Origin of the sequence: Mycobacterium sp. 4858 (genome assembly GCF_900240975.1) — a bacterium.
In the GTDB taxonomy this organism is placed as follows: domain Bacteria; phylum Actinomycetota; class Actinomycetes; order Mycobacteriales; family Mycobacteriaceae; genus Mycobacterium.
In genome coordinates this window covers 408160-427592 of record NZ_LT968776.1, presented here as the reverse complement: position 1 = coordinate 427592, position 19433 = coordinate 408160, and the positions used below count along the sequence as shown (strand labels likewise).

Sequence of the window (19433 nt, the reverse complement as noted above, 5' to 3'; positions counted from 1 at the left end):
GCCCGGCGGCCCTTGCCCGGGAGTGTACAAGTCGCCCCGCCACGGCCACAGACAAACAAGAACACGTTCTAATGCCACGGGCAAGGGCCGGTCCCGGCCGGCCCGCGGCCGCGGGTCATTAGTCTGGTTAATCGTGGCTGGTCAAAACTCGGACAACCAATCGACGAACAGCGGGCAACCGACGCTGTGGGCCGTCTCCGATCTGCACACCGGCCACCTCGGCAACAAGCCGGTCACCGAGTCGCTGCACCCGTCCTCGCCGGACGACTGGCTGATCGTGGCCGGTGACGTCGCCGAACGCACCGACGAGATCCGTTGGGCACTCGACCTGCTGCGCCGCCGCTTCGCCAAGGTGATCTGGGTCCCGGGCAACCACGAGTTGTGGACCACGACGCGCGATCCGGTGCAGATCTTCGGCAAGGCCCGCTACGACTACCTGGTCAACATGTGCGACGAGATGGGCATCGTCACGCCCGAGCATCCCTTTCCGGTGTGGACCGAGCGCGGGGGACCGGCGACCATCGTGCCGATGTTCCTGCTGTACGACTACAGCTTCTTGCCCGAGGGCGCGGCCAGCAAAGCCGAGGGCCTGACCATCGCGCGGGAGCGCAACGTGGTCGCCACCGACGAATTCCTGCTGTCGCCCGAGCCCTACCCCACCCGGGAGGCCTGGTGCCGGGAGCGCCTGGCCACCACCCGCGCCCGTCTCGAGAAACTCGACTGGATGACACCGACCGTCCTGGTGAACCATTTCCCGCTGGTCCGTGACCCCTGCGACGCGTTGTTCTACCCGGAATTCGCGCTGTGGTGCGGAACCACCAAGACCGCCGACTGGCATACCCGCTACAACGCGGTCTGCTCGGTCTACGGTCACCTGCACATTCCCCGCACCACCTGGTACGACGACGTGCGCTTCGAGGAGGTGTCGGTGGGCTACCCGCGGGAGTGGCGGCGCCGCAAGCCGCACCACTGGCTGCGCCAGGTGCTGCCGGATCCGGAGTACGCGCCCGGATACCTCAACGACTTCGGCGGTCACTTCGAGATCACACCCGAGATGCGGCAGCAGGCCGCGCAGTTCCGGGAACGGTTGCGGCAGCGGCAATCACGATGACCGAGGACATGCTGGTTTCCTCGGTGCTGCCGGCATCGGACGGCCTGGCCTACGCGGAGGTGTACACCGATCCGCCCGGCCTCGTGCCGCTGCCCGAAGAGGAGCCGCTGATCGCGAGGTCGGTGGCCAAGCGCCGCAACGAGTTCGTCACCGTGCGGCACTGCGCGCGGGTCGCGCTGGGCGAGCTCGGCCTGCCGCCGGTGCCGATCCTCAAGGGCGACAAGGGCGAACCCTGCTGGCCCGACGGCGTGGTGGGCAGTCTCACCCATTGCACGGGCTATCGCGGTGCGGTCGTGGGTCGCGCCGAAGCGGTGCGCTCGGTGGGCATCGACGCCGAACCCCACGACGTGTTGCCCGACGGTGTACTGAACGCGATCAGCCTGCCGGAGGAGCGGCACGAGATGGCCACGCTGCCCGAGGGCCTGCATTGGGATCGAATCCTGTTCTGCGCCAAGGAAGCAACGTACAAGGCGTGGTTCCCGCTGACCAAGCGCTGGCTGGGTTTCGAGGACGCCCACATCGTGCTCGACCTCGACCCGCCCGACGGGTGCACCTCCGGGGTCTTCGTGTCCAAGATCCTGATCGACGGGCGGGCGCTCGACGGCCCGCCGCTGACCGCGCTGAGGGGCCGGTGGTCGGTGGAGCGGGGGCTGGTGCTGACCGCCATCGTGCTATGACCTCCAGCAGCGGCCCGGGGATCGGTCCGGGACTAGTCCTCGTCGACAAGCCGGCCGGGATGACCAGCCACGACGTGGTCGGGCGCTGCCGGCGCATCTTCTCCACCCGCAGGGTGGGACACGCGGGAACGCTGGACCCGATGGCCACCGGCGTGCTGGTGATCGGCATCGACCGCGCCACCAAGATCCTGGGCCTGTTGACGGCGGCATCCAAGTCCTACGCCGCCACCGTCCGGCTCGGCCAGACGACGTCCACCGAGGACGCCGAAGGCGAAGTGCTGCACAGTGTTTCGGCCGCGCACCTGACTCGGGAGGCGATCGACGCCGCGGTCGCGGGCCTGTGCGGCGACATCGAGCAGGTGCCGTCGGCGGTCAGCGCCATCAAGGTGGACGGCCGCCGCGCCTACCGGCTGGTGCGCGAGGGCCAGGCCGTCGAGCTCGCGGCCCGGCCGGTGCGCATCGACCGGTTCGAGGTGCTCGACGTCCGGCCCGCCGGTGAGTTCGTCGACGTGGACGTGGAGGTGGACTGCTCGTCGGGGACCTACGTTCGCGGGGCGGCCCGCGCCTGCACCTTATACCAATCTGACGGCGTTGCGGCGCACCCGCGTCGGTCGCTTCACGCTGGACCAGGCCCGCTCGCTCGACGACCTGGCCGACCGGCCCGGCCTGTCGCTGACGCTGGACGAGGCGTGCCTGCTGAACTTTGCGCGCCGCGACCTGACCGCCGAGGAGGCGGACGCGACCGCCAACGGGCGGCCGCTTGTCCCGGCCGGCATCCAGGGCGTCTATGCCGCCTGCGACGCCGACGGGCGGGTCATCGCGCTGCTGCGCGACGAGGGCGCGCGCACCAGGTCGGTGGTCGTGATCCGCCCGGCGACGCTCGAGGAATAGGCTGACCCGAAATCGGTACCGTCGGAAAGGGGACAACGATGTCCAACAAGGTTTACGTCGTCGGCGTCGGCATGACGAAATTCGAGAAGCCGGGCCGCCGCGAGGGCTGGGACTACCCCGACATGGCGCGCGAGTCCGGAACCAACGCGCTGGCCGACGCCGGCATCGACTACCGCGAGGTGCAGCAGGGCTACGTCGGTTATGTCGCCGGCGATTCGACGTCCGGGCAGCGGGCGCTCTACGAGCTGGGTATGACCGGCATTCCGATCGTCAACGTCAACAACAACTGCTCGACCGGTTCGACCGCGCTCTTCCTGGCGGCCCAGGCCATCCGCGGCGGGATCGTCGACTGCGCCCTCGCGCTCGGCTTCGAGAAGATGCAGCCCGGCTCGCTGGGTGGGGGCGCCCAGGACCGCGAATCGCCGATGGGCAAGCACGTCAAGGCGATGGCCGCGATCGACGAGTTCGCGATGCCCGTCGCGCCGTGGATGTTCGGCGCCGCCGGCCGCGAGCACATGAGGCAATACGGCAGCACCGCGGAGCATTTCGCCAAGATCGGCTACAAGAACCACAAGCACTCCGTCAACAACCCGTTCGCGCAGTTCCAGGACTCCTACACGCTGGAGGACATCCTGGCCGCACGGATGATCTCCGACCCGCTCACCAAGCTGCAGTGCTCGCCGACGTCCGACGGTTCCGGCGCGGCGATCCTGGCCTCGGAGGGCTTCGTCGACAGCCACGGGTTGGCCGCCCAGGCGGTGGAGATCGTCGGTCAGGCCATGACCACCGACTTCGAGTCCACCTTCGACGGAAGCGCCAAGAACCTGATCGGCTACGACATGAATGTCCAAGCGGCGCAACAGGTTTACCAGCAGTCCGGGTTGGGGCCCGAAGACTTCCAGGTGATCGAGCTGCACGACTGCTTCTCGGCCAACGAGCTGCTGCTCTACGAGGCGCTGGGCCTGTGCGCCCCGGGCGAGGCGCCCAAGCTGATCGACAACGGCGACACCACCTACGGCGGGCGGTGGGTGGTCAATCCGTCCGGCGGGCTGATCTCCAAGGGCCACCCGCTGGGTGCGACGGGCCTGGCGCAGTGCGCCGAGCTGACGTGGCAGCTGCGGGGCACCGCCGACAAGCGGCAGGTCGACAACGTCAGCGCCGCACTGCAACACAACATCGGGCTGGGTGGCGCGGCCGTCGTCACCGCCTACCAGCGCGCCGAGCGCTAGCGGCGCCGGCCCCTGGGCTAGCCCACCACCCAGATCGCCCGGGCGGCCGGGCTGCCCAGGTCGACCGTCGTCTCGACTCCGTCGCCGGATGCGATCGCCACCGAGATCATGCCGGCGAACTCCCGACGGGTCAGGACCCGCAGTCGCGAGTCGAGGTTGATGCCGACATCGGCGAAATAGCGCAGCATCTCCGGGTCGGCGTCGGAGATGCGGGCCACGGTTCCGGTGTCCCCGTCGCCGCACGCCCACAGCTGCCGCGCCGGCGGGGTGGGCACCTGCCCGTCCGAGGCTGGGATCGGGTCCCCGTGGGGGTCGCGCTGCGGGAACCCCAGCTTGGCGTCGATGCGGGCCACCAGCCGATCCGACACCGCGTGTTCGAGCACCTCGGCCTCGTCGTGTACCTCGTCCCAGCCGTAACCGAGCTCGTTCACCAGGAAGGTCTCCAGCAGCCGGTGCCGGCGCACCATCGCCAGCGCCGCCCGCCGGCCCGCCTCGGTCAGGGTCACGGCCCCGTATTTCTCGTGGTCGACCAGGCCCTGCTCGGCGAGCTTGCGGATGGACTCCGAGGCCGTACTGGCCGACACCCCGATCTTCTCGGCGAGCATCTTGGTGCTGACCTTTTGTGGCGCGTCCTTGGGGGACCACTCCTGGGCGTTCCAGATGGCCTTAAGGTAGTCCTGGCCGACCGCGGTGATGCCGCCACGCTCTTCGTCAGCCCTCACAACGATCCTCACGACGATCCTCACAACGACCCTCACAACGACCCTCACCAGGACCCCTCACAACGACAAAGTTTAGGCAACCCAGGCCTGATCGTGTGCTCCTCGACACCCTCGTGGTGGCGGATCTCCCGGCCGACGGCGGGTGGCCGTAGGCTTGCCCTCGTGCAGCGGTGGCGCGGCCAAGACGAGATTCCCACGGACTGGGGCAGATGCGTGCTCACCATCGGCGTATTCGATGGCGTGCACCGGGGCCATGCCGAACTGATCGCGCATGCGGTCAAGGCCGGACGCGCGCGCAACGTGCCGACCGTGCTGATGACCTTCGACCCGCACCCGATGGAAGTGGTCTACCCGGGCAGCCATCCGGCGCAGCTGACGACGCTGACGCGGCGCGCCGAGCTGGTCGAGGAGATGGGCATCGACGTCTTCCTGGTGATGCCGTTCACCAGCGACTTCATGAAGCTGACGCCCGAGCGCTACGTCCACGAGCTACTGGTGGAACACCTGCACGTGGTGGAGGTGGTGGTGGGGGAGAACTTCACCTTCGGCAAGAAGGCGGCCGGCAACGTCGAGACGCTGCGGCGCGCCGGGGAGCGCTTCGGGTTCGCCGTCGAGTCCATGTCGCTGCTGTCCGAGCATCACAGCAACGAGACGGTGACGTTTTCGTCCACCTACATCCGGTCCTGCGTGGACGCCGGCGACGTGGTGACGGCCATGGAGGCGCTGGGCCGCGGGGCGAGGGGCGGGGCATGGAGCTGGGATTCCCGACCGCCAACGTGGCGCCCCCGATGTATTCGGCGATCCCGGCCGACGGCGTGTATGCCGCGTGGTTCACCCTGCTCGGGCACGGGCCGGTGACCGGCACCGTCGTCCCGGGCGAGCGCTACCAGGCCGCGGTGTCCGTGGGCACCAACCCGACGTTCTCCGGACGCACCCGCACCGTCGAGGCTTTCGTCCTGGACACCACCGCCGACCTCTACGGCCAGTACGTGGCGCTGGACTTCGTCGGCCGCATCCGCGGTCAGACCAAGTTCGGTTCGGTGAAGGACCTGATCGACGCGATGGGCAAGGACACCGACCGCGCCCGCGCGATGCTCTCGGCGCGGGACTGACCCGCCGCGCTTTCAGGAGGCCAGCAGGTCGTCGATCTGGTTGATCGCCGACGAGGCGCCCTCGACCACGCCCATGTCCAGCACCTGCTGAAGCGCCTCGGCGGACTCGTAGGTGCTCACGTAGGTCGCCCGAGTGCCGCCGCCGTGCTCGGCGAAGGTGTACACGTTCACCGAGACCGGCAGGTCGGGGTTGGGATTGAAGTCCGGGTCGGCGAAGCCGTCGAGGAACGAGAAGCTCGTCGGTTCGTCGACGGCCGTGATCTCCCAGTAGCCGGCGTACTTCTCGCCGTCCGGTCCGGTCATGAAGTAGGTCGTGCGACTGCCGGGCGTGAGGCTGTGGTCGACGACGGTCGCCGGGTGCGACGGCGGTCCCCACACCTTCTCCAGCTGACGCGGGTCGGCGTAGACCTGCCAGATCCGTTGCACCGGAGCGGCGAAGTCCGCGGTGATGGTCAGCGTCAGGTTCTCCAGATCGTGCTGGACGTCGGTGACGGGCATGGTTCAGTCCTCCCTGGTCGGGTTGGTGGTGGAATCGGTCGAGTCGGATGCGATGAGTTCGTCGACGCGCGCGATGTGACCGCGCCAGAGCAGTTCCAGCTCGGTCAGCAGGGAAGCGACCGACCGCACGGCCGTCACGTCCCCCCTGGCCAACTGCTCGCGACCGCTGCGTCGTTTGGTTATCAGGCCGGCCTTCTCGAGCACGGCGACGTGCTTCTGCACCGCCGCAAAGCTCATGTCGTATTTCAGTGCGAGCGCGGACACCGAATGTTCCCCGGCCAGCGTCCGGCGCATGATGTCGCGCCGGGTCCGGTCGGCCAGCGCGTGGAACAGGGCATCCACCCGGTCCTCTTGAGCTACGGCCACGCCCAAAACGTACAACCAAATGGTTGTATGTTGTCAAGGGGTGACCACCGGCCTGTGATTTCGGCCGACGTCACCGCCGCTGATAGACTCGCCCACCGAGTACGGCGTGTGCTGCAGTCCGCGGTGGCCACGCCCGACGTATTTTTCGCGGCACCGATTGATGGAGATGTTTTCGTGGCGCTGACCGCCGAGCAGAAAAAAGAAATCCTGGGCACCTACGGCCTGCATGACACCGACACCGGTTCCCCGGAGGCGCAGGTCGCGCTGCTGACCAAGCGGATCGCCGACCTGACCGAGCACCTCAAGGTGCACAAGCACGATCACCACTCGCGGCGGGGTCTGCTCCTGCTGGTCGGTCGGCGGCGCCGGCTGCTCAAGTACGTCGCCCAAATCGACGTGGAGCGGTACCGCTCGCTGGTCGAGCGCCTGGGTCTGCGCCGCTGACGCTCGGAAACCGCCAATTGGTGTAGCCCTGCCGACGGGCTGAGTTCGCCATGTAGAGTGGGAGCGTTCTGGGCCGATTCGGCCCGAGCAAACGGTGCGGTCACGCAGATCCGCGTGTGCCGTTCCAGCGTGTCACTGCGCACGTCACATGGGAGCAGCCCGGTCTGCATCGGGCGGTCTTCGGTAGTGGCTGCCGGGCTCTCCGGATCTGGGGCAGGTCGGCCGCTTCGATCGATGGCCGTAGCCGCATTCAGACTCTTTCCTCTCCTAAGGAAGCTCTCGGGTTACCTGCGCGTGACCACGCGAAACAGCTGAATACCCAGAGAGGCCGTACGGACACCCATGTCTGTCGCTGAAATTGAAGAAGGCGTGTTCGAGTCAACCGCCGTTATCGACAACGGGAGCCTCGGCACCCGCACCATCCGTTTCGAGACCGGCCGGCTGGCCCAGCAGGCCGCCGGCGCCGTCGTCGCGTACCTCGACGACGAGAACATGCTGCTGTCGGCGACCACCGCCAGCAAGAGCCCCAAGGAGCACTTCGACTTCTTCCCGCTCACCGTCGACGTCGAGGAGCGCATGTACGCCGCGGGCCGCATCCCCGGTTCGTTCTTCCGTCGCGAGGGCCGGCCCTCCACCGACGCGATCCTGACCTGCCGGCTGATCGACCGCCCGCTGCGGCCGTCGTTCGTCAACGGGCTGCGCAACGAGATCCAGGTCGTGGTGACGATCCTGAGCCTGGACCCCAACGACCTGTACGACGTGCTGGCGATCAACGCCGCCTCGGCCTCCACCCAGCTGGCCGGCCTGCCGTTCTCCGGTCCCGTCGGGGGCGTGCGGGTGGCGCTGATCGATGGCACCTGGGTCGCCTTCCCCACGGTCGAGCAGCTCGAACGGGCCGTGTTCGACATGGTGGTGGCCGGCCGCATCGTCGGCGAGCATGACGGCAAGCCGGACGTCGCGATCATGATGGTCGAGGCCGAGGCCACCGAGAACGTCATCGAGCTCGTCGAGGGCGGCGCCCAGTCACCGACCGAGACCGTCGTGGCCGAGGGCCTGGAGGCCGCCAAGCCGTTCATCGCCACGCTGTGCGCCGCGCAGCAGGAGCTGGCCGACGCCGCCGCCAAACCCACCGGGGACTACCCCACGTTCCCCGACTACGGCGACGACGTCTACTACTCGGTGGCCTCGGTGGCCACCGACGAGCTGGCCAAGGCGCTGACCATCGGCGGCAAGGCCGAGCGCGACGCGCGCACCGACGAGCTGAAAGCGGAAGTGCTGGCGCGCCTCACCGGGGCCTCTGCGACCTACGAGGGCCGCGAAAAGGAGGTCAGCGCCGCGTTCCGCTCGCTGACCAAGAAGCTGGTGCGCCAGCGCATCCTGACCGACCACTTCCGCATCGACGGCCGCGGCATCACCGACATCCGCGCGCTGTCGGCCGAGGTCGCCGTGGTGCCGCGGGCGCACGGCAGCGCGCTGTTCGAGCGCGGCGAGACCCAGATCCTGGGCGTGACCACGCTGGACATGGTCAAGATGGCCCAGCAGATCGACTCGCTGGGGCCCGAGACCACCAAGCGCTACATGCACCACTACAACTTCCCGCCGTATTCGACCGGTGAAACCGGCCGGGTCGGCTCGCCCAAGCGGCGCGAGATCGGGCACGGCGCGCTCGCCGAGCGCGCCCTGATCCCGGTGCTGCCCAGCGTCGAGGAGTTCCCCTACGCCATCCGCCAGGTGTCCGAAGCGCTGGGCTCCAACGGCTCGACGTCGATGGGATCGGTGTGCGCGTCCACGCTCGCCCTGCTCAACGCCGGGGTGCCGCTCAAGGCGCCGGTCGCCGGCATCGCGATGGGCCTGGTGTCCGACGACGTCGAGGTGGACGGCAAGACCGAGCGTCGCTTCGTCACCCTGACCGACATCCTGGGCGCCGAGGACGCGTTCGGCGACATGGACTTCAAGTGCGCCGGCACCAAGGACTACGTCACCGCGCTGCAGCTGGACACCAAGCTCGACGGCATCCCGTCCCAGGTCCTCGCGGGTGCCCTGGCGCAGGCCAAGGACGCGCGCCTGACCATCCTCGAGGTGATGGCTGAGGCCATCGACTCACCCGACGAAATGAGCCCCTACGCGCCGCGGGTGACCACCATCAAGGTCCCGGTGGACAAGATCGGCGAGGTCATCGGGCCCAAGGGCAAGGTGATCAACGCCATCACCGAGGAGACCGGCGCGCAGATCTCCATCGAGGACGACGGCACCGTGTTCGTCGGCGCCACCGACGGCCCCTCGGCCCAGGCGGCGATCGACCGGATCAACGCCATCGCCAACCCGCAGCTGCCGACCGTGGGCGAGCGGTTCCTCGGCACCGTGGTCAAGACCACCGATTTCGGCGCCTTCGTGTCGTTGCTGCCGGGACGTGACGGCCTGGTGCACATCTCCAAGCTCGGCAGGGGCAAGCGCATCGCGAAGGTCGAGGACGTCGTCAACGTCGGCGACAAACTGCGGGTCGAGATCGCCGACATCGACAAGCGCGGCAAGATCTCCCTCGTCCTGGTCGAGGAAGACTCCGCGGCCCCGGCCGACGCCGGGGCTCCTCAGGAGGCCGCGCCAGCCGATGCCGCGACAGCCAGCAGCTGATCGCGCCGCGGCCCTGCGCCGCGGCACGCAGACGCTTGAGGTCGAATCGTCGACCACGCTGCGCCGCAGCACGCTTCCGGGTGGTCTTCGGGTCGTCACCGAGTACCTGCCGTCGGTGCGTTCGGCGTCCGTCGGCGTCTGGGTGGGCGTCGGATCGCGCGACGAGGGTGCCACCGTGGCGGGGGCGGCGCACTTCCTCGAGCATCTGCTGTTCAAGTCGACGCCCACCCGAAGCGCCGTGGACATCGCGCAGGCGATGGACGCCGTCGGCGGGGAGCTGAACGCCTTCACGGCCCAGGAGCACACCTGCTACTACGCGCACGTGCTGGACAGCGACCTGGAGCTGGCCGTCGACCTGGTGTCCGACGTGGTGCTCAACGGCCGGTGCGCCGCCGAGGGCGTCGAGCTGGAGCGCGACGTGGTGCTCGAAGAGATCGCGATGCGTGACGACGATCCCGAGGACGCGCTGGGGGACATGTTCCTGGGCGCGATGTTCGGCGACCACCCGGTGGGCCGGCCGGTGATCGGCACCGCGCAGTCGGTGTCGTCGATGACCCGGACCCAGCTGTACTCGTTTCACGTGCGCCGCTACACGCCGGAACGCATGGTGGTCGCGGTGGCCGGCAACGTCGACCACGACGAGGTCGTCGCGCTGGTGCGTGCGCACTTCGGGCCGCACCTGGTCCGCGGGCGCCGGCCCATCGCGCCGCGCAAGGGTGCCGGACGGGTGACCGGACGGCCCAGTTTGCTGCTGGGCAACCGGGACGCCGAGCAGACCCACGTGGCGCTGGGCGTGCGGACCCCGGGGCGTAGCTGGCGGCACCGCTGGGCGCTGTCGGTGTTGCACAGCGCACTGGGTGGTGGCCTGAGTTCCCGGCTGTTCCAAGAGGTTCGCGAGTTGCGCGGACTGGCCTATTCGGTCTACTCGACGGTGGACATCTTTGCCGACAGCGGCGCGCTGTCCGTCTACGCCGCCTGCCAGCCCGAGCGGTTCGCCGAGGTGATGCAGGTGACCAACGAGGTCCTCGAGTCGGTGGCCCGCGACGGCATCACCGAGGCGGAGTGCCGCATCGCGAAGGGGTCGTTGCGCGGCGGGCTCGTTCTCGGTTTGGAGGATTCCAGCTCGCGGATGAGCCGTCTGGGCCGCAACGAACTGAACTACGGCGAGCACCGCAGCATCGAGCAGACCCTGCGGAAGATCGACCAGGTGACGGTCGAGGAGGTCAACGCGGTTGCCCGCCGGCTGCTCAACCAGCCCTACGGTGCCGCCGTCCTGGGGCCCTATGCCTCCAAACGGTCACTGCCCCAACAACTTCGGGCGATGGTAAATTAGCTCCGTGGTACTGGGCTTTTGGGACATCATGGTGCCCATCGTGGGTGCACCGATGGCCGGCGGACCGGGCACGCCCGAGCTGGCCGCGGCGGTGTCCAACGCGGGCGGGCTCGGCTTCGTCCCCGGCGGCCACCGCAGCGCGGAACGGTTCGCCGAGGACATCGCCTCCGCGCGCGCGGCCACCACCGGCCCGCTCGGCGTGAACCTGTTCGTCCCCCAGCCCAGCGTCGCCGACTGGATGGCGCTGGACTACTACGCCGAGGAACTCGAGGAGATCGCCGACTACTACCAGGTCGAGGTCGGGCACCCGCAGTACGGCGACGACGACGACTGGGAGAGCAAGCTCGAAGTGGTGGCCGACGTGCGGCCCGAGCTGGTCTCGTTCACCTTCGGGGTGCCGCCGCCCGACGTCATCCGGCGGCTCGGCGCGCTGGGACTGTTGGTGATGGTCACGGTGACGTCGGCCTACGAGGCCGGAGTGGCCGTGGCCGCCGGCGCGGACAGCCTCATCGTCCAGGGCCCGGACGCGGGCGGGCACCGGGGCACGTTCGCGCCCGACATGGAGCCCGGCAACGAATCGCTGCACCAGCTGATCGATCGCATCCGCCATGCGCACGACGTCCCGGTCGTCGCGGCCGGCGGCCTGGGCACCGCCCGCGACGTCACCGCCGTGCTGAACCGGGGCGCGGTCGCCGCGCAGGTCGGCACCGCGCTGTTGCTCAGCGACGAAGCCGGCACCAGTACCGCGCACCGCACCGCCCTGAAGAACCCGGTCTTCGGCACCACCGTTGTCACGCGCGCGTTCTCGGGCCGCTACGCGCGCGGCCTGGAGAACAACTTCACCCGGCTGCTGGACAACGTGGCGCCGCTGGGCTACCCGGAGGTCAACCAGATGACCAGCCCGATCCGGGAGGCGGCGGCCGCCATGGAGGACCCGAACGGGATACCGTTATGGGCCGGAACGTCGTTCAAGGAGGCCCAACCCGGGCCGGCGGCCGACATCATCGCCAGCCTGGTGGAGCGCGACTAGGCGAGCAGGCCCGCCGGATCGGTGAACGGCAGACCCAGGTCGGCGGCCACCCGTTGGGACAGCAGCCCGCCGTCGTGCGTCGAAAGGCCTTTGGCCAGAGTGGGATCCGATCGGCATGCCGCGCGCCAGCCGTGGTCGGCCAGTTCGAGCACGTAGGGCATGGTGGCGTTGGTCAGCGCCACGGTCGACGTCTTGGGCACCGCGCTGGGCATGTTGGCCACGCAGTAGAACTGCTTGTCGTAAACGGCGAACGTCGGGTCATCGTGCGTGGTCGGCCGGGAATCCGCGAAGCAGCCGCCCTGGTCGATGGAGATGTCCACCAGCACTGCGCCCGGCTTCATCTGCGCCACAAGCGAATTCGGGACTAGTTCCGGCGCCTTGCCGCCCGGCAACAGGACCGCCCCGATCAGCAGGTCGGCGCGCGTGACGGTACCCTCCAGCTCGTACGCCGACGAGTAGCGCGTGCGCACCTGTCCGCCGAATTCGGCATCGAGCAGGCGCAGCTTGCCGATGTTGACGTCGAGAACCGTCACGTTCGCGCCCATGCCGCCCGCGACCCGGGCGGCGTTGTAGCCGGCCGTGCCCGCGCCGATCACCACGACATCGGCGGGCTTGACGCCCGGGACCCCGCCCATCAGCACGCCGCGTCCGCCGTGGGTGCGCATCAGGTGGTAGGCGCCGACCTGGGCCGACAGCCGGCCGGCGACCTCGCTCATCGGAGCCAGCAACGGCAAGGTACCGTCGGCGGCCTGCACCGTCTCGTAGGCGATCGACGTTGTGCCGGAAGCCAATAGCGCTTCGGTGCAGGTGGCAGAGGCGGCCAGGTGCAGATAGGTGAAGAGCACCTGATCCTGGCGCAGGAGGCCGTATTCGGACTCGATCGGTTCCTTCACCTTGAGCAGCAGGTCGGCCTCGGCCCACACCTGTTCGGCCGAGTCGGCCAAGCGGGCGCCCGCCGCCTTGAACTCGTCGTCGGGGATGGACGACCCGTCCCCGGCGCCGGCCTGCACGAGCACTTCGTGACCGCGACGGGTCAGTTCCGCGACGCCGGCGGGTGTGATGGCCACCCGGAACTCGTTGACCTTGGTCTCGGTCGGTACGCCGACTCGCATGCTTGCCCCTTGCTTCGAACGGTTCGCACTCAAGTGTGGAGAAAGTTCCGATCGGCCGCAATCAAGCTGAAATCCCCTGCACGCTGGCTATGATCGGCGGATGACCGACCCGTGCGTGACCGCCACCGTGCAGGTCGATGCCCGCCCCGAGGTGGTGTATCGGCTCCTCACCGACCTGTCCACGCTGGCCTCATTTGCCGAGGAGGCGGTGGCGATGGAGTGGCGCAAAGGCGATGCCGCGCGTCCCGGGGCCGTGTTCACCGGTCACAACGAAAGCAGCAAGCGGAGCTGGAGCACCACGTGCACCATCACCGACGCGGAACCGGGTCGCGTCTTCGCGTTCGACGTGCGGCACACCGTCGTCCCGATCGCGCGCTGGCAATATGACATCGTGGCGGCAGACGGCGGTTGCCGGGTCACCGAAAGCACCTGGGACCGCAGGCCCCGCTGGTTCCGCAAGCTCGCCGGCAGGGCCACCGGCGTTCCGGATCGCGTGGCCGCCAACACCGAACACATCCGGCTCACCTTGCAGCGCCTCAAACAGCGCGCCGAGTCCGAGTAGCCGACGGCCGCCAAAGCTAACGCCGGTGCAGCCGATAGCCCAGATGGGCGACTTTGACGCCGGGCAGCGGCTCCCAGTCCAGGGTGCGCCCATCGGCGTGAAAGTCGTTCTTCTCGTAGAAGGTTCGCGCCTGGGTGTTGTGTTCGGCGCACCACAGGACGACGTCTCCCGGCGGGCTTTCCGTCAAGGCCGTGGCTAGCAGGCGCCTCCCGACACCGTGGCGCTGGCAGTCGGCCGCGACGTAGAGCGAATCGAGTTCCACCTGTGCGGGATTCGCGGGGTCGGGGCCGAAGATCGTCATCCCGATTGTGCGCGAACCGGATTCGGCGATCCACATGCTCCAGTGGCAGCGCTGCAGGATACCCGGGTACGCCAGAATGGCCCAGCGCCGCGGCGATCCGAGCAGGTCGAGCGTGGCGTCCGGCAGTACGCCGGCCCAGGACTGCCGCCAGACCGGATAGTGCATCTCGGCCACCCGGGCGAGGTCGGTGCGGCCGGCCCGGCGGATCGCGATGTCGAACGGGATGTCACCGGTCGTCACCGGCGCGATTGCTCCAGGTAGGCGGCCAGCGCGTTGGTCAGGCCCCGCCGCGCCATATCCAGGTCGGCGTACGAGCCGAGCTGGCGTTCGGACACCAGCCCGCGCATCGCGCCGGGGATCAGGGCGGCCACCTCGCGCACCCGCTCGGGGTCGACGTCCAGGCCGGCGAAGGCGTTCTGGCAGGTCTCCAGCCAGCTCTTGCCCCAGGAGAACAGCTCGGCGGCGGTGCGCGGGAACAGGCGCTCGAGCTCGGCGGGGTCGCGGGGGAGCGCCGCCCGCAGGTTCTCGATCGCGCGTGAATCCGGCGACGCCAAGCCGTCGTAAAGGGTGTCGATGATGGCGCCGACCCGCTCGCGCAGGGGCGCGTCGGGTGAGACCGGCGTCGACAGCGTCGAGAAGGTCGCGGCGCGCCGCTCGGCCGTGTGGTGCAGCACCGCGGCCCAGAAGCCGTCGGTGTCGCCGAACTGGTATTGCACGGCGCCCCAGGTGGCGCCGATCTCCTTGGCGATGCGGTTGGCCGACACCGAGCCCGGGTCGCCGGATGCCAACGACTTGAGCGCGGCTTCGAGCATGCTCTCCCGGGTGGCGTTGCCACGCCGGTTGGGGCGCCGGCTCGCGGTTCCGGCCGCGTTGACGTGCCGAGTCATCTGCCGAGCCTATCGCGTGCCGAGCCTATCGCGCCCAAAGTTTCATAGAGGGTACTTTGATTTGACTGAGGTCCCGCCTATCATCTCTTCCAAGGAGGGATCCCGCATGGCTAAGCCGCCGTTGTCGATGAAACCAACCGGCTGGTTCCAGGTCGCCTGGTCCGATGAGATCGGTGTGGGCGACGTGCACACCATGAAGTATTTCGACCAGGAGATGGTCGCCTGGCGGGTCGAGTCCGGCCAGCTCACCGTGATGAACGCCTACTGCGAGCACCTCGGTGCGCACCTGGGTTACGGCGGCACGGTCGTCGGCGAGGTGTTGCAGTGCCCGTTCCACGGGTGGCAGTGGAGCCAGGAGGGTCGCAACGTCTGCATTCCCTACCAGGACCGGCCCAATCGGGGCCGTCGCATCCGCACCTACCCCGTCGCGGAACGCAACGCGTCGGTCTACATCTGGCATGACGTCGAGCGCCGCGAGCCGTACTTCGACGCGCCGGACGTCTTCGCCGCATTTCGCGACGGCAGCAGCGCCGACGACTACTACCCGCAGCAGCGGTTGTACCGGCAGGCCCTGGAGCTGCACCCGCAGTACGTGCTCGAAAACGGCGTCGACTTCGCGCATTTCAAGTTCGTGCACAACACGCCGATCGTGCCCGTGTTCACCCGGCACGACTTCGCCGAGCCGGTGTCGTTCGTCGACTTCACCATCACCTTCGAAGGTGACGACGGGCAGAAGATCGAGGACGTCAACAGCGGTGTCGAGGCCATCAACGGCGGCCTGGGCATCGCGGTGACCAAGAGCTGGGGGATGATCGACAACCGCACCATCTCCGCGGTCACCCCGGTCGACGAGTTCACCTCCGACGTCCGGTTCATGGTCTACATCGGCCGGACCGCGGGTAAGGACCCCGACCGCGCCGAGCGCAAGGCGGCCGAGTTCGGGCGCGAGGTGATCCGCCAGTTCGAGCAGGACATCGAGATCTGGCGACACCAGCGCTATTCGGACCCGCCGGCGCTGGCCACCGACGAGTACGAGGGCTTCACCGCAATCCGCAAGTGGGCCAAGCAGTTCTATCCCGAGGCATTCGCATCACAGGAAGGCTCAATGCAATGACCAGCGCACCGATCCGCGTGTTCCAGGTGGCCACCGGAAACGTCGGTTCGGAGATGATCAAGCGGATCGCCACCCAGCCCGACCTCGAACTCGTTGGCGTGCATTGCTATTCGCCGGAGAAGGTCGGCAAGGACGCAGGCGAGCTCGCCGGGATCGCTCCCAACGGCGTCAAGGCCACCGGCACCATCGAGGAGATCATCGCTGCCAAGCCGGACGTGCTCACCTTCCACGGCGTGTTCCCCGACGAGGACCTCTATGTCAAGGTGCTCGAGGCCGGGATCAACATCGTCACCACAGCCGACTGGATCACCGGCTGGCACCGCGACAAGAACCATCCGCACCCGTCGGGCAAGCCGGTGAGCCGGCTACTGGCCGAGGCCTGCGAAAAGGGCGGCGCGACGTTCTACGGGACCGGGATGAACCCGGGCCTGAATCAGATACTGGGCGTGGTGTGTTCGGCGGACGTCGCCGACATCGAGAACGTCACCACGATCGAATCCGTGGACGTGTCGTGTCACCATTCCAGGGACACCTGGATCGAGGTGGGCTACGGCCAGCCGGTCGACGATCCGGAAATCCCGGCCAAGCTGGAGAAGTACACCCGCGTGTTCGCCGACAGCGTGCTGATGATGGCCGACTGCTTCGACCTGACCCTCGACGAGGTGAGGTTCAGCTACGAACTGGGCGCCTGCACCAAGGACGTGGACCTGGGCTGGTACACCCTGCCCAAGGGCTCGCTGGGCGGCAACTACATCAAGTACCAGGGCATGGTAGATGGCGTTCCCCGCGTCGAGACGCACCTGGAGTGGCAGATGACCCCGCACACCGATCCGAGCTGGAACATCAAGGGCTGCTACATCACCCAGATCAAGGGCGACCCGTGCATCTACAACAAGCACATGATCTTCCCCAAGCCCGGCGTTGACCTGTCCAATCCGGACAACTTCGCCTCCATCGGCATGACCGTCACCGGCATGCCCGCGCTGGCCTCGATCAAGTCCGTCGTCGCGGCGCCGCCGGGGCTCGTCACCAGCGCGGACCTGCCGCTGCGCGGGTTCGCCGGCCGGTTCAAGATCTAGCCGGCTGCGGGGGCCGGGAGCCGGCGCCTCGTTAGCGGCGCGAGCACCACCGAGTCGTCATACCGCGTCGTCACACCGCGTCGTCACACCGCTTGCCCGACCCGTGCGCGCAGAAAGGGAACGACCACGTCGGCGACCCGGTCGGGTTGCTCGAGCCACGCCCAGTGGCCCACACCGGGCAGCCGTTCAACATGTGCGCGGGGAAACACGCGACGCTGGCGTTCGGCCTGTTCGACGGGGATGTAGACGTCCGCGTCGCCGAACACCACCAGTGTGTCGGGATCACGGTCGCGCAGTGGCTCGACGAGCGCGCCCATGTCCTGCGGACGGGTCGAGCGGTAGAGCCGCAGCACGGCCCGCTTGGTCCCGGCGTCGACGAGGTGTCCGGCGATCACGTCGACCCAATACTCGGGTAGCCCTGGGTTGTCATGGCGGACGACGAATCGCGCGAGGCGAGGGGTGGTGGTCCGCATGAACAGCTCCCCAGCGACGGGCGTGCGCCACACCCGCGCCAGCCGGTGCCACTTGTAGTCCAACAGCACTCCGCTGTTGATCAGCGTGACGCTGGCGACCTGGTGTGGATTGGCGGCGGCCCAGGTCAACGCGAACGGGCCGCCGAAGTCGTGGCCGACCAGGTGCACGCGTTCGATGGCCAGTTGCCCGATCACCCCGCCCAGGTGTGCGCCGTAACTGGCGAGCGTGTAGTCCTGGTCTGACCTCTTGTCCGCTCCACCGAAACCCGGCATGTCGGGCGCGACAACCGCGGCGAACTCGGCGACCGGTTCCATCAGGGGTTGCCAGTCGCGGGCGGCGTCGGGGTTGCCGTGGACGAAAACCACCGCCTCGCCGGTGATGCCGGTGCCGCCGATCAGCACCGGCGAGCGCACACCGTTCACCGAAAGCGTGCGAGTCTCGAAATCGGTCATCTGGAGAGCATCCTTCGTTGTCGTGTGCGGCGCCGTATTTCGGCTCACAGGCCGGCGGCGCGCTCCAAGTCCTTCAGCGAGGTGTCGAGGTGGCCGAGCACGCGCTGCAGGTGCGGCACGCTGCGGCGGCATCCCACCAGTCCGAAGTCGACCGTGTCGGCGGTGCTCGACAGCGTGATGTTGAGTGCTTGCCCGTTGATCGCGATCGACATCGGGTAGTTGCTTTCGAGGCGGGCGCCGTTGTAGTACAGCGGCTCTCGCGCACCGGGCACGTTGGAGATGCAGATGTTGAACGGCGGCCGGGTGGCGCCGGTCAGGCCCGGCAGGCCGTGCAGCACGGCCGGACCGAGGAGGAGCATGGACAACGCCGTCGCCTGCGAGCGGGGCAGCTGCGACAGCACGTTCTTGTTCTGGCGCATCGACGAGTGGACGGTGCTCAGGCGTTGAGCGGGGTCGTCGAGGTCGGTCGCGAGGTTGCACAACACCCCGCCGACCACGTTGCCGCCCACCGCATCGCCGTCCCTGCGCAAGCTCACCGGAACCATTGCCACCAAAGGCGCGTCGGGAAGCGCGTCGTAGTCGGTGAGGTAGGCGCGCAGCGCCCCGGCGCACATGGTCAAGACGACGTCGTTGACGCTCACGCCGGCCGCGTTCTTGACCGCCTTGATCCGGTCCATCGGCCACGACTGCGCAGCGCATCGCCGCGCGCCGCCGATGGGAACGTTGAGCATGGTCCGTGGGGCCCGATAGGGCAGCGTCAGCTGTTGTTCCATCAGCGCGGCCCGCGCCAGCCGAAGCGAGGAAGGGCCAAGCGTGGCAACCGATCCCAGCACGCCCCTGAGGCTCGGTCCGCGGGCCGCACGTGGGGGCGCCGGCGGTTCCGGCGACCAGGGCGCACGCGTTTGGGCGCCGTTGTGGTCGGTCGCGTTGGTGGTTAGCGGCCGCTGCAGCAGGGTGAGCCCGGATACCCCGTCCACGAGCGCGTGGTGAATCTTGGTGTAGACGGCGAAGCGCCCGTCCTTGAGGCCGTCGATGAGGTGCGTCTCCCACAGCGGACGGTGCCGGTCCAGCGGATTGCCGTGTAGCCGTGAGGTCAGCTCCAGGAGTTCGCGTAACCGTCCCGGTGCCGGCAGGGCTGATCGCCGCACGTGGTAGGGCAGATCGACGTCGTGATCGTACGACCAGCCGACGTTGCTGAGTGCCCCGTGAAACGCCATGGGGCGCTTGCGGAATATCGGCGACACGTCCGTGCTTTGCAGCATCGCCTCGTGTATGTCTTGCACGAAATCGGGCCCGGCGTCCGCGGGAGGGGTGAACAGCTGAAGCGCGCCGACGTGCAGCGGGTGTTCACGCGACTCGGCCGACAAGAACAGCGATTCCAGCGGTGACATCAGTTCCATGGTGAGTT

18 protein-coding genes and 2 pseudogenes are annotated in these 19433 nt (G+C 68.4%); 12 read left to right on the top strand and 8 right to left on the bottom strand.

All coding sequences use genetic code 11. The features are described 5' to 3' along the window. The first annotated feature begins 133 nt into the window (after window positions 1–133). The 4 genes and pseudogenes from C1737_RS10320 (at window position 134) to C1737_RS10305 (ending at window position 3908) form a co-directional block, all read left to right on the top strand. Window positions 134–1111 carry a metallophosphoesterase gene (locus C1737_RS10320; RefSeq protein WP_068098683.1) on the top strand — a complete coding sequence of 326 codons (978 nt, stop codon included), beginning with the start codon at window positions 134–136 and terminating at the stop codon, window positions 1109–1111. Next, the gene (locus C1737_RS10315; protein ID WP_102418061.1) at window positions 1108–1788 is read left to right on the top strand and encodes a 4'-phosphopantetheinyl transferase; all 681 of its coding nucleotides are present in this window, start codon (window positions 1108–1110) and stop codon (window positions 1786–1788) included. Before C1737_RS10320 ends, C1737_RS10315 begins: the two co-directional genes overlap by 4 nt. Then, a pseudogene (gene truB / locus C1737_RS10310) lies at window positions 1785–2679 on the top strand (tRNA pseudouridine(55) synthase TruB). Before C1737_RS10315 ends, truB begins: the two are co-directional and overlap by 4 nt. A gap of 38 nt (window positions 2680–2717) precedes the next feature. After that, window positions 2718–3908: a lipid-transfer protein gene (locus tag C1737_RS10305; protein WP_102418058.1), complete on the top strand. Its 1191-nt coding sequence runs from the start codon at window positions 2718–2720 to the stop codon at window positions 3906–3908. Between the two features lie 17 nt (window positions 3909–3925). On the opposite strand, the gene mntR is transcribed toward C1737_RS10305, so the two are convergent. Further along, window positions 3926–4630, bottom strand: coding sequence for a manganese-binding transcriptional regulator MntR (gene mntR / locus C1737_RS10300; RefSeq protein WP_102418055.1), 705 nt, complete (start codon window positions 4628–4630; stop codon window positions 3926–3928). Between the two features lie 162 nt (window positions 4631–4792). On the opposite strand from mntR, the pseudogene C1737_RS10295 reads away from it, so the two are divergent. Further along, a pseudogene (locus tag C1737_RS10295) lies at window positions 4793–5742 on the top strand (bifunctional riboflavin kinase/FAD synthetase). A gap of 12 nt (window positions 5743–5754) precedes the next feature. Here C1737_RS10295 and C1737_RS10290 read toward each other — a convergent pair. Then, window positions 5755–6240, bottom strand: a complete 486-nt coding sequence (locus C1737_RS10290) for an SRPBCC domain-containing protein (RefSeq protein WP_102418052.1) — start codon at window positions 6238–6240, stop codon at window positions 5755–5757. Between the two features lie 3 nt (window positions 6241–6243). Beyond that, window positions 6244–6606 (bottom strand): helix-turn-helix transcriptional regulator, encoded by a 363-nt coding sequence (locus C1737_RS10285; RefSeq protein ID WP_067923408.1) that lies wholly within the window; start codon window positions 6604–6606, stop codon window positions 6244–6246. 174 nt (window positions 6607–6780) lie between these two features. On the opposite strand from C1737_RS10285, the gene rpsO reads away from it, so the two are divergent. The 4 genes from rpsO to C1737_RS10265 all read left to right on the top strand — a co-directional run bounded on the left by rpsO (window position 6781) and on the right by C1737_RS10265 (window position 12044). Next, window positions 6781–7050, top strand: coding sequence for a 30S ribosomal protein S15 (gene rpsO, locus C1737_RS10280; RefSeq protein WP_003878661.1), 270 nt, complete (start codon window positions 6781–6783; stop codon window positions 7048–7050). Between the two features lie 342 nt (window positions 7051–7392). After that, window positions 7393–9681 (top strand): polyribonucleotide nucleotidyltransferase, encoded by a 2289-nt coding sequence (locus C1737_RS10275; protein ID WP_068098696.1) that lies wholly within the window; start codon window positions 7393–7395, stop codon window positions 9679–9681. Continuing rightward, the gene (locus C1737_RS10270; protein ID WP_102418049.1) at window positions 9659–11014 is read left to right on the top strand and encodes a pitrilysin family protein; all 1356 of its coding nucleotides are present in this window, start codon (window positions 9659–9661) and stop codon (window positions 11012–11014) included. The genes C1737_RS10275 and C1737_RS10270 overlap by 23 nt, the downstream gene beginning before the upstream one ends. A gap of 4 nt (window positions 11015–11018) precedes the next feature. Further along, entirely contained in the window at window positions 11019–12044 is a 1026-nt protein-coding gene (locus tag C1737_RS10265; RefSeq protein WP_067920141.1) for a nitronate monooxygenase, read from the top strand. Here the strand turns inward: C1737_RS10265 and ald are convergent. Continuing rightward, window positions 12041–13156 (bottom strand): alanine dehydrogenase, encoded by a 1116-nt coding sequence (ald, locus tag C1737_RS10260; RefSeq protein ID WP_067920139.1) that lies wholly within the window; start codon window positions 13154–13156, stop codon window positions 12041–12043. The genes C1737_RS10265 and ald overlap by 4 nt on opposite strands. A gap of 100 nt (window positions 13157–13256) precedes the next feature. Between ald and C1737_RS10255 the strand changes: the two genes are divergently transcribed. After that, complete coding sequence (locus C1737_RS10255; RefSeq protein ID WP_068098698.1) at window positions 13257–13718, top strand: SRPBCC family protein; 462 nt, start codon at window positions 13257–13259, stop codon at window positions 13716–13718. Window positions 13719–13734: 16 nt separating this feature from the next. On the opposite strand, the gene C1737_RS10250 is transcribed toward C1737_RS10255, so the two are convergent. Beyond that, complete coding sequence (locus C1737_RS10250; RefSeq protein WP_068098700.1) at window positions 13735–14259, bottom strand: GNAT family N-acetyltransferase; 525 nt, start codon at window positions 14257–14259, stop codon at window positions 13735–13737. Continuing rightward, entirely contained in the window at window positions 14256–14906 is a 651-nt protein-coding gene (locus C1737_RS10245; RefSeq protein WP_102418046.1) for a TetR/AcrR family transcriptional regulator, read from the bottom strand. The genes C1737_RS10250 and C1737_RS10245 overlap by 4 nt, the downstream gene beginning before the upstream one ends. Window positions 14907–15012: 106 nt before the next feature. Between C1737_RS10245 and C1737_RS10240 the strand changes: the two genes are divergently transcribed. Then, window positions 15013–16020 (top strand): Rieske 2Fe-2S domain-containing protein, encoded by a 1008-nt coding sequence (locus tag C1737_RS10240; RefSeq protein WP_102418044.1) that lies wholly within the window; start codon window positions 15013–15015, stop codon window positions 16018–16020. Beyond that, window positions 16017–17099, top strand: coding sequence for a dihydrodipicolinate reductase (locus tag C1737_RS10235; protein WP_102418041.1), 1083 nt, complete (start codon window positions 16017–16019; stop codon window positions 17097–17099). The genes C1737_RS10240 and C1737_RS10235 overlap by 4 nt, the downstream gene beginning before the upstream one ends. 83 nt (window positions 17100–17182) lie before the next feature. On the opposite strand, the gene C1737_RS10230 is transcribed toward C1737_RS10235, so the two are convergent. Together C1737_RS10230 and C1737_RS10225 are read right to left on the bottom strand one after the other, a co-directional pair. After that, window positions 17183–18025: an alpha/beta fold hydrolase gene (locus C1737_RS10230; RefSeq protein WP_102418039.1), complete on the bottom strand. Its 843-nt coding sequence runs from the start codon at window positions 18023–18025 to the stop codon at window positions 17183–17185. Window positions 18026–18069: 44 nt separating this feature from the next. Beyond that, window positions 18070–19425 (bottom strand): wax ester/triacylglycerol synthase family O-acyltransferase, encoded by a 1356-nt coding sequence (locus C1737_RS10225; RefSeq protein WP_199182959.1) that lies wholly within the window; start codon window positions 19423–19425, stop codon window positions 18070–18072. Window positions 19426–19433: the final 8 nt, after the last annotated feature.